Annotated in this window: 2 protein-coding genes and 2 pseudogenes; 1 reads left to right on the top strand and 3 read right to left on the bottom strand. The window is 69.2% G+C overall.

What is annotated here, in order from left to right:
* Nucleotides 1–188: 188 nt before the first annotated feature.
* From AC2W7M_RS22285 to AC2W7M_RS22275, 3 genes and pseudogenes are all read right to left on the bottom strand, one after another.
* Nucleotides 189–422 carry a hypothetical protein gene (locus AC2W7M_RS22285; RefSeq protein ID WP_486134997.1) on the bottom strand — a complete coding sequence of 78 codons (234 nt, stop codon included), beginning with the start codon at nucleotides 420–422 and terminating at the stop codon, nucleotides 189–191.
* Nucleotide 423: 1 nt separating this feature from the next.
* The gene (locus AC2W7M_RS22280; protein ID WP_486134996.1) at nucleotides 424–978 is read right to left on the bottom strand and encodes a hypothetical protein; all 555 of its coding nucleotides are present in this window, start codon (nucleotides 976–978) and stop codon (nucleotides 424–426) included.
* A gap of 245 nt (nucleotides 979–1,223) precedes the next feature.
* Nucleotides 1,224–2,009 (bottom strand): annotated as a pseudogene (locus AC2W7M_RS22275) (SDR family oxidoreductase).
* A gap of 359 nt (nucleotides 2,010–2,368) precedes the next feature.
* Here AC2W7M_RS22275 and AC2W7M_RS22270 point away from each other — a divergent pair.
* Nucleotides 2,369–3,426, top strand: a pseudogene (locus tag AC2W7M_RS22270) (hypothetical protein); the annotation flags it as partial.

Raw genomic sequence — 3,426 nt, 5'->3', positions numbered from 1 at the left:
GGTCCGGGCGGCGGCGTGAGCGCCGTCCTGCGCCAGCGCGGCGGCCGGCATGACGAGCGCGGCGGCCAAGAATCATCCAACGCATGGGAATTCCCCCCTCGAGTCGCTCCATCTAGAGCAATTCGCGGCAGCGTTGAATGCGATTTCCGGCGCGGGCTTTCCTTTCCCGGCCAATTGCGCGTTGGGGGTCAGGCCACGGGCTGCGGCGCCGCCTCGCGATCGAGCCGGCCGAGGACCGCCTCGGGCAGCGCCACAGCCTCCTCCAGCGGCTGGCCCCGGTAGCGGATGAGCAGCGGCACGGTGAGCGTCATGGGATGGCTGATGCCGTGTTCCCACAAGCCGTCCTCGCCCCAGCAGTCGCCGTGGTCGGCGCAGATGACGATCGTCGCGTGGGCGAACGCCGCGATCAGCGGCGCCAGCACGTCATCGACATATTCCAGGCACTGGCGCTGGCGCGTGCGGCAGGTGTCGGCACGGTCCTCGGCCTGGAACGGGCGGCACGGATTGTCCTCCGCCGGCCAGGGCGCGCCTCGAATGATAGGGCACATGGGTCTCGCCCACATTGATGAACACGAAAGCGTCGTCGCGCCACCGCCGCGCCAGCGACTTCTTCACGAAGGCAAGCTGCTGGCGCACCCCGGCATGGCCGGTGAAGCGGAATTGCTTGAAATTTCCGGTGAGACGGCGTGAGACCGGGGTCGATCCGTCGAACCAGCCGGCCGCGCCCGTTCCCACCGTATGATACCCCGCCTTGCGGAAGCCGGCGACGATGTCGTCGCCGTCCACCGTGAAGCCGGCGGTGCCGTGCCCCGCATGGCCGGCCCGGCCGAGCCGGAACAGCCGCGCGAACTTCGGATTGAGGAACGGCACCGGCAGATCCGCCACGCCGGGCGTGAAGCCCACGAACATGGCGGCATGGGAGCCATAGGTAAAATGGCACGGCGCCTGCGCCCGGAACGTCGCCGACACCTGATCCATGGCCGGCGTCCGGGACGCCAGGAACGTATCATATCGACACGAGTCGACTGTGATGAACAGGACGCTCTTGGACGTTACCTGGAACGCATCGGCCATCCGCAATTGTCTCCAATTGTGATGCGCCGCCCTGCTGGCCGAAAGACTGCCAGTTGGTCTGGCCCGGCCACAAGGGCGGGCCTGTGACAAAAGGTAAACAGGCGTTTCTCCAGATGGTTCCGCGCGAAGACGCGCCGGCCGCCGCGCCGTTACAGGTTTGGAATCTGGCCGCCGTCCACCCGGATCATGGAGCCGGTGATGAAGGAGGCCTGATTGCTGGCGAGGAAGCAGGCCGCGTCGCCGAATTCCTCCGGCCGGCCGTAGCGCCCCGCCGGGATGCTCGCACGGGCGCGGACCCGGACCTCGTCGACGTCGATGCCCTCGCGCTTGGCTGCTGCCTCGTCCAGGAACGCCACGCGGTCGGTGGCGATGCGGCCCGGCACCAGCGTGTTCACGGTGATGCCGTCCTGCGCCACTTCCCGCGCCAGCGTCTTCGACCAGCCGGTGAGTGCAACGCGCAGGGTGTTGGACATGGCGAGATTGGGGATCGGCGCGATGGTGCCGGAAGACGTGACGGTGATGATGCGGCCCCATTGGCGCGCCCGCATGCCGGGCAGGATGCGGTCGGTGACCGCGATCACCGACAGCACCATGGAGCGGAAATTCTTTCCCACAGCTCGATGGGCTGGCCGGCGGCGGGCGTGGGCGGCGGGCCGCCGGTGTTGTTCACGAGGATGTCCACCGGGCCAAGCGTCGCCTCCACCTTGCCGATGGCGCCGTCGATGGCGCCGTGGTCGGCGAGGTCGAACGGCAGCACCAGCGCCGTGCCGCCCCCGGCCTCCACCGCGGCGGCGGTGCGTTCCAGGGCCTCCACGTTGGCGCCCGGCGAGCGCGACGCGGGCGCCCTCGCGCCCGAGCGAGACGGCGATGGCGCCGCCGAGGCCGCCGCTTGCGCCGAGCACCAGGGCGGTCCGCGCCTCAAGTCCGAAATCCATGGTTCGTCTCCCGATGGTCGTGCCGCCGGCGCGGGCGCCGCGGCGGGTCCGTGATGGCCAAGAAGGTGACTTCTCATAGGTCATGCCGCGCCGCTGCGGAACGGCCTTGGAGCGGCGGCGCGGTGTGGCCGGTGCCGGAACGAGCCGCGCACGCCACCGCCGCATGCCTGCGGTGGCGGCCGGTCTCATGCCGGCCGCATTTGTCGGCTTGCCTTGCACCTCGCGATGTCGTGAACGGCGGAAGGTCGCAGGTCCGCGCCCCGGCGCGGAAAGGCGAGCCCGCACAGTCGGTTGCGGCGACGCGCGGCAAGCGCGGACGGCTTGCGGTAACCATTTGTCAACGCTACAGGGTCTTACCGATGGACGTGGCGTCCTCTTCTGGCCTCTTCTGGTCCGATCCGGACGTTGGGAGTTCTGCGTTGCGCCGTCCGCTGACGAATGTTGGAGCCCGTGCCCGCGCGGCGGTCCTCGCCGCGTCGCTGGCGCTTGCGCTTTCGGCCTGTTCCCAGACCGACGATGCGTCGCGCAAGGCCAACAAGCCGCTGTCGCCGCAGATGCTCTCGCTGATCGCCCAGAAGAAGATGGAGCCGTCCAGCCCGATCCTGGTGCGCATCTTCAAGAAGGAGGCCGAGCTGGAGGTCTGGAAGGAGACCACGGACGGCAAGTACGCGCTGCTGAAGACCTATCCCATCTGCCGCTGGTCGGGCGAGCTGGGGCCGAAGGTGAGGGTGGGCGACCGCCAGGCGCCGGAAGGCTTCTACACCATCACCCCGGGGCAGATGAACCCGAACTCCAGCTACTACCTCTCCTTCAATCTCGGCTTCCCGAACGCGTTGACCGCGCCTATGGGCGCACCGGCGAGTTCCTCATGGTGCACGGGGACTGCTCGTCCGCCGGCTGCTACGCCATGACCGACGAGCAGATCTCGGAGATTTTCTCGCTCGCCCGCGAGAGCTTCGCCGGCGGCCAGACCGCGTTCCAGGTGCAGGCCTACCCCTTCCACATGACGCCGAAGAACCTCGCCGAGAACCGCAAGAACCCGAACATGCCCTTCTGGCGGAACCTGAAGGAGGGCTACGACCAGTTCGAGGTGACGCGGCAGGTGCCGAAGGTGAACGTCTGCGAGCGCCGCTACGTGTTCGGCGCCGAGCCGGAGCCGGGCAGGACCTTCAACGCCCAGGAGGCCTGCCCGCCCTACAGGGTGGACGAGCAGGTGGCCCAGTCGGTCGCCGCCAAGGCCCGCGTCGATGAGGCGCTGGTGGCGGAGCTGTCGCAGACCGCGCCGGTCGCCCCCGTGCGCACCGGCCGCGACGGCGGCATGCATCCGGTGTTCCTCGCCGAGCTGAAGCGCAAGCGGGCGGCGGGCGGCGAACCCGGCTACAACGTCCCAGGGCGCCGGGCACGGTGCCGGACACCA

Source organism: Xanthobacter sp. BG11Y11_SDJG (genome assembly GCF_057364445.1).
This window is presented reverse-complemented; position numbering and strand designations above follow the sequence as displayed.